This is a genomic window from Burkholderia sp. 3C (genome assembly GCF_054589155.1).
This window is the reverse complement of record NZ_BAAILN010000107.1, coordinates 126,365-132,789: the sequence shown is the minus strand read 5'-3', so window position 1 is coordinate 132,789 and position 6,425 is coordinate 126,365. Positions and strand designations below refer to the sequence as shown.

Annotated in this window: 4 protein-coding genes; all 4 read left to right on the top strand. The window is 67.6% G+C overall.

Translation table 11 applies throughout. The features are described from left to right. The first annotated feature begins 219 nt into the window (after positions 1–219). From ACYP33_RS21285 to ACYP33_RS21270, 4 genes are read left to right on the top strand one after another with little or no spacing between them, the layout of a single operon-like run. Entirely contained in the window at positions 220–3,789 is a 3,570-nt protein-coding gene (locus tag ACYP33_RS21285; RefSeq protein ID WP_459623807.1) for a response regulator, read from the top strand. Between the two features lie 16 nt (positions 3,790–3,805). Continuing rightward, complete coding sequence (locus ACYP33_RS21280; protein WP_459623806.1) at positions 3,806–4,687, top strand: CheR family methyltransferase; 882 nt, start codon at positions 3,806–3,808, stop codon at positions 4,685–4,687. After that, positions 4,687–5,298, top strand: coding sequence for a chemotaxis protein CheB (locus ACYP33_RS21275; RefSeq protein WP_459623805.1), 612 nt, complete (start codon positions 4,687–4,689; stop codon positions 5,296–5,298). Before ACYP33_RS21280 ends, ACYP33_RS21275 begins: the two co-directional genes overlap by 1 nt. Further along, positions 5,298–6,425: a hybrid sensor histidine kinase/response regulator gene (locus tag ACYP33_RS21270; RefSeq protein WP_414449705.1), complete on the top strand. Its 1,128-nt coding sequence runs from the start codon at positions 5,298–5,300 to the stop codon at positions 6,423–6,425. The genes ACYP33_RS21275 and ACYP33_RS21270 overlap by 1 nt, the downstream gene beginning before the upstream one ends.

Below are 6,425 nucleotides of genomic sequence, written 5' to 3'. Positions count from 1 at the left end.
GCCCCAAAATCGACCCAAACCCGGCAAGTCGAAGCGCCGCCACCCCCACCACCGCCCCCCACAGCGAGATCGCAGTTTCGCGAGCGATCCATGCCCTGTAAAGTGCGGGTGCGCTACCCGCCGACCCGCTCCCGAACGCCCGATTCCCGCGTCCGCTCATCCGGACGAAGTCGAGGCATTTGCCGGCCGATGCGCGGATTAAAAAGCACAAAGGACCCAATGACCGAAGCTCTCGACCCGCTCACTTTCCGCAAGATCATCCAGCGCAATATCGCGTTACCGCTCGGCATGGGCCTGGTGAGCGTCGCGGTGTTCATCGGGCTGGTGCTGTATCTGACCTCCACCATGAGCTGGGTCGAGCACTCGGAGCGGGTGATCGGCAATGCCAACGAAATGATGCGGCTGGCGGTCGAACGCCAGGCGTCGATGCGCGGCTACCTGATCACCGGCGACGAACGCTTTCTATCACCTTACGAACTCGACGAAAGCCGCTTCCAGGCCGAGATCGACGGTTTGGTGAAGCTGGTGTCCGACAACCCGCCCCAGGTCGAGACGCTCAAGCGCATCCAGGCGATCCAGACGCGCTGGAACCGCAACGCGGACGACATCATCGAGCTGCGCCGCAAGAACCTCGATTACAGCGGCGCGGTGCGTTCGAGCCGCGGCCAGCAGGAATTCGACGAAATCCGCCGCGAGTTCGCGGGTTTCCTCGACGTCGAACTGGCGCTGCGCCAGCAACGCGGCGACGCCGCCCGGAGCCTGACGGCGGTGCTCGTCAGCGTGTTCGTGCTGTTCAGCGTGCTGGTCAGCGCGTTCCTGGCGTGGCGCGGCCGGCGCGAGTTGCTCGAACTGTCGCGCACCTATGACGACGCGCTGCGCCAGCAGGTCGAACACACCGACGTGCTGAAACGGCAGGTGTGGGTGCGCTCGGGCCAGCGCCTGCTCGCGGAAAAGATGGTCGGGCAGAGCAGCGCCGCCTCGGTGGGGCAGGCCACGCTCGATTTCCTCGCGCACTACCTCGACGCGTTCGTCTCGGCGCTCTACGTGCGCGACGCGACCAGCGGCGAGCTGCGCCGGGTCGCCACGCACGGCTTCAGCGCGGATGCCGCCGCCGGCGGCGCCCGCAGCTTCCGCGACGCCGAAAGCCTGATCGGCCAGGCCGCCACGTCGCGCCGCACGGTGGTGCTCAAGGACATTCCCGACAACTACCTGATGGTGACGTCGGGCCTCGGCGGCAGCGCGCCGCGCGGCCTGGTGGTGCTGCCGGTCACGAGCGACGATGCGGTAAACGGCGTGGTCGAAATGGCCTTCATGCGCGATATCGAGGCGCGCGACCTCGAATTCCTGGAACTGATCGCCAACAGCACGGGCGACTTCCTCGCCGCCGCGCAATATCGCGAGCGCCTGCAGGACACGCTCGCGGAAGCGCAACTGCTGAACGAGGAAATGCAGGTCCAGCAGGAAGAACTGCGGGTGGCCAACGAAGGGCTGGAGGAGCGCGGGCGGGCGCTGACCGATTCGCAGGCGCGGCTCCAGTCGCATCAGGCCGAGCTTGAGCAGACCAACACGCAACTCGAGGAATACGCGCAGCGCCTGGAGCGGCAGAAGGAAGAACTCGTGACGGCGCAGGAGTCGATCTCGGCCAACGCGGCGCGACTCGAACAGACCAGCCGCTACAAGTCCGAGTTCCTGGCCAACATGTCGCACGAGTTGCGCACGCCGCTGAACAGCTCGCTGATTCTCGCGCGGCTGCTGCAGGAAAACCGCGGCGGCAATCTGACCAAGGAACAGGTCCATTACGCCGAAACCATCCACAGCTCGAACAGCGACCTGCTGAACCTGATCAACGACATTCTCGATCTGTCGAAGGTCGAGGCCGGGCAGGTCACGATGGAGCCCGAGTGGGTGGCGCTCGAACCGGTCATGCAGTCGCTGCGCGAGATGTTCGAGCCGATCGCGGCCGCCAAGCCGCTCGCGCTGACGATTTCGCGTGCGCCCGGCGCGCCGGCGACGATCGTGACCGACAGCCAGCGGCTCGTGCAGATCCTGCGCAACCTGCTGTCCAACGCGCTGAAGTTCACCGAGCGCGGCGAGGTGGCGCTGAGCATCTCCGCGGACGCGTCGGGCCAGATCCGTTTCGACGTGCGCGATTCCGGCATCGGCATCGCCGCCGACAAGCTCGAAATGATCTTCGAGGCGTTCCAGCAGGCCGACGGTTCGACCAGCCGCCACTACGGCGGCAGCGGCCTGGGCCTGTCGATCTCGCGCCGCTTCGCGGAATTGCTGGGCGGACGGATCGGCGTGGCGAGCGAACTCGGCGCGGGCAGCGTCTTCACGCTGTGGCTGCCGGCCGAGGCGGCGTGGACGGCAGATGCCGAAGGCACGCCGGACGCCGGCGCGCTGCATTCGGCACGTGCGCTGCGCGATGCGGTGCCGATGCTGGCCGACGCACCGGGCCTGGCCGCCACGTTCGGCGCGGCCGGTTTCACGACCGGCGCATCGGGCGCATCGAGCACGCCGTCGCGTGATCCGCACGAGCGGGCCGTGACGGCCGCCAGCTCGGCCACGGCGGCGCAATCGATCGCCGACGACCGGCATTACCGCCAGCGGCCCGGCCGCCTGATCCTCGCGATCGAGGACGACCTCGTGTTCGCCGGCATCCTGCGCGATCTCGTGCACGAACTCGATTTCGATTTCGTGCACGCGGCCGACGGCGGCTCTGGCATCGCGCTGGTGCGCGACATGCAGCCGACCGCCGTGCTGCTCGACGTGGGCCTGCCCGATCATTCGGGGCTGACCGTGCTCGAATGGCTGAAGAACGATTCGCTGACGCGCCACATCCCGATCCATATCGTGGCCGCCACCGATCACACCGCGAAGGCGCTGCACCTCGGCGCGGTGGGCTACACGATGAAGCCGGCGGCGCGCGCCACGCTCGAATCGGCGATCCGCCGCCTCGAAGGCCGCCTGCAACATCGCCTGAAGCGCGTGCTGGTGATCGAGGACGACCTGGCGATGCGCGAGAGCATTCGCGTGCTGCTCGGCAACGAGACCACCGACATCGTGGCGGTCGATACGCTGGCGCGCGCCATCGAGCAGCTCGACGGCAACGAGTTCGATTGCGTGGTGACCGACCTCGCGCTGCCCGACGGCACCGGCTACGACCTGCTCGAACGGCTCGCGACCGACCCGGCGCGCGCGCTGCTGCCGGTGATCGTCTACACCGGCCGCACGCTGTCCGTCGACGAGGAACACCGCCTGCGCCGCTATTCGAAGTCGATCATCATCAAGGGCGCGCGCTCGCCCGAGCGCCTGCTCGACGAGGTGACGCTGTTCCTGCACAGCGTGGAATCGACGCTCGCGCCCGAGCAGCAGCGCATGCTGCGCACGGTGCGCCAGCGCGACGACGTGTTCGAGGGCAGCGCGATCCTGCTGGCCGAGGACGACGCGCGCAACATCTTCGCGCTGTCGCACGTGATCGAGCCGCTCGGCGCGAAATTGTTCATCGCGCGCAACGGCCGCGAAGTGCTGGAGGTGCTCGAACAAGGGCACAAGATCGACCTGGTGCTGATGGACGTGATGATGCCGGAGATGGACGGCCTGGCCGCCACGGCCGCGATCCGCCAGGACGTGCGCTTCCTGCAGTTGCCGATCATCGCGCTGACCGCCAAGGCGATGGAGCACGACCGCATCCGCTGCATCGAGGCGGGCGCCGACGATTACATCTCGAAGCCGATCGACATCGACAAGCTCGTGTCGCTCTGCCGGGTCTGGCTGCGGCAGCGCTGAGATGGACATCGACCGCATGAACCCCGTCGATCCCACCGACCCGAACGATCCGGCCGGCCCGGCCGCGCCGGACGCCGAGCCGCGCCTGTCGGATTTCGATCTCGAACTGAAGCTGCTGCTCGACGCGATCTACCTGAAATACCAGCACGATTTCCGGCATTACTCGATGCCGTCGCTGCGCCGCCGTCTCACGCAGGCGCTGACGGAATTCGGCCTGCCGAGCCTGTCGCAGTTGCAGGATCGCATCCTGCGCCGCGAGGAGGATTTCACGCGGCTGTTCCAGTTCCTGACGATCCAGGTCAGCGAGATGTTTCGTGATCCGGCCTATTTCCGCGCGCTGCGCGAGCAGGTGCTGCCGATCCTGCGGACCTATCCGTCGATCAAGGTGTGGGTGGCCGGATGCAGCAACGGCGAGGAGCTGTGGTCGATGAAGATCCTGTTCGAGGAGGAGGGGCTCACCGAGCGCACGATGTTCTATGCGACCGACATCAACCCCGATGCGCTGGCGCGCGCCGAAGCCGGCATCTACACGCTCGACCGCATCGCGGGCTTCTCGCGCAATTACCTGGAAGCCGGCGGCAAGCGTTCGCTGTCGGACTACTATCACGCGGCCTATGGCGGCGCGCGTTTTTCGACCCAACTGCGCGACCGGGTGGTGTTCGCCGATCACAGCCTGTCGACCGACGAGGTGTTTCTCGAGGCGCATCTGGTGTCGTGCCGCAACGTGCTGATCTATTTCGATCGCGCGTTGCAGGATCGCGCGCTGGCGCTGTTCGAGCGCACGCTGGTGCGGCGCGGCTTTCTGGGCCTCGGCATCAAGGAAAGCCTGCGCTTCTCGGGGCAGCACCCGGCGTTCGAGGATTTCCGCGAGCGCGAGCGCATTTACCGGAAACGTTGATGACTTCGTGCGCAGCTTCCTTTCCCTCCGAGCCCGCACCGCGCGCCTACGAGGCCGTGGTGATCGGCGCGTCGGCCGGCGGCGTCGAGGTGCTGGGCGTGCTGCTCGGCGCGCTGCCGGCGGATTTTTCGGCGATCGTGATGGTGGTGGTGCACTTGCCGGCCAATGCGCAGAGCCATCTGGCGCAGGCGCTGGCGCGCCATTGCCGGCTGCCGACGATCGAGCCCGATGCCGGCGAGCCGCTGCGGGGCGGGCACGTTTATCTGGCGCCGCCCGATTACCATATGCTCGCCGCCGACGACCGCACGGTGGCGCTGTCGGTGGATGCCCGGGTGGGGTTCTCGCGGCCGTCGATCGACGTGCTGTTCGAATCGGCCGCGTATCAATTTCGCAGCCGCCTGCTGGGCTTGCTGCTGTCGGGTGCCAACGACGACGGCGCGGCCGGCCTGGCCTGCATTCGCGCCGCGGGCGGAACGGCCTGGGTGCAGCAACCGGAGACGGCGGAGGCGCCCACCATGCCGCGCGCGGCGATCGCGCGCGGGGCCGCCGACGCCATCCTTTCACCGCTCGCGATGGCCAACCGGCTGGCGAGTTTGCCTGTTTACTCCTGATGCACACCATGGCTTCTGTCAACATTCTCATTGTGGACGACATCGCCCACAACATCACGGCGTTGCAGGCCCTGCTTGCCCGGGATGGCGTCAACCTGCTGGTGGCGCAATCGGGAACCGCGGCGCTGGAATTGCTGCTGGTGCATGACGTCGCGCTGGCGCTGCTCGACGTCAACATGCCCGACATGAACGGCTTCGAGCTGGCCACGCTGATGCGCGGCAGCTCGCGCACCGCCCACGTGCCGATCATCTTCCTGACCGCCACCTCGGAAGAGGCGTCGCGCACGTTTCGCGGCTACGAGGCCGGCGCGGTCGATTTCCTCTACAAGCCGATCAATGCGGCGATCCTGAAGGCGAAGGTCGAGGTGTTCGTGCAACTGGAGCGGCACAAGCGGCTGCTGGCCGAGGAGTTGCAGACCACCCGCGACCTGCTCGAAGCGAACGAGATGCTGATGGCGGTGCTCGGCCACGATCTGCGCACGCCGCTCGGCGCGGTGCTGGCCTCGGCCGAATACCTGCTGCGCGATCCGGCCGGCACGCAGACGGCCACCGTGGCGAACCGCATCAAGACCAGCTCGCTGCGCATGGCGCGCATGGTGCATCAGTTGCTGAACCTGGCGCGCCTGCAAGGCGGCCGGCTGCAGATGCAGCGGCAGCCCGCGCAGTTGGGCGCGCTGTGCCGCGCGGTGGCGGACGAATTCCGCACCAGCGAGGGCGGCGACCGGATCGTCGTGACCGAGCGCGGCGATTGCGCCGGCGTGTGGGATGGCGACCTGCTGTGGCAGGCCGTGTCCAACCTGGTCAGCAACGCGCTGCAATACGGCGCGGCGGACAGCCCGGTGACGGTCGATGTGGATGGCGAGGCCGCGGGCCGGGTGGTGGTGAAGGTGCGCAATCGCGGCGTGATCGCGGCGAACGTGGTGCCGCACCTGTTCGAGGCGTTCGGGCCGGGCGCGGCCGGCTCGCCCAAGCGCGCGGGCCTGGGCCTCGGCCTGAACATCGTCCAGAAGGTGATCCAGATGCACAAGGGCACGGCGCGCGTGGAGACGCACGAAGCCGATCACACGACGTTCCGTCTCGATCTGCCGCGCTCGGACGAAGCCGGCGAGCTTCGGCCGCTCGTCTAG